Genomic DNA, 250 nt, shown 5'->3' with positions numbered 1-250 from the left:
CCTCTACTGGCTGAGTTCGATACCAGTGCCACCAATGCCCTCTCAAGCTTCTTCCCCGGCCTACTGTTAAATCTCGACGTACCCTCAATCGATGTGAAGGAATTTTTCAAGAGCGGTGATTTGAATGTGACCGATGAGATATCTGGTCAAACTAGACGATTCGACACCTTAGGCAGCGGTGCACAGCGTGCAATACAAATGGCCTTGATCCGACTTTTGGCCGACATCCGCAAAACCCGCGATCAAGACC

1 pseudogene is annotated in these 250 nt (G+C 50.4%); it reads left to right on the top strand.

The window, feature by feature from the left end:
- Positions 1-250, top strand: a pseudogene (locus AAEZ06_RS27895) (ATP-dependent nuclease); the annotation flags it as partial.

The sequence above is a fragment of the Pseudomonas sp. HY7a-MNA-CIBAN-0227 genome (assembly GCF_040310325.1).
GTDB lineage: Bacteria > Pseudomonadota > Gammaproteobacteria > Pseudomonadales > Pseudomonadaceae > Aquipseudomonas.
Note: the sequence above shows the minus strand (reverse complement) of the source record. Positions and strands in the feature narration are given on the sequence as shown.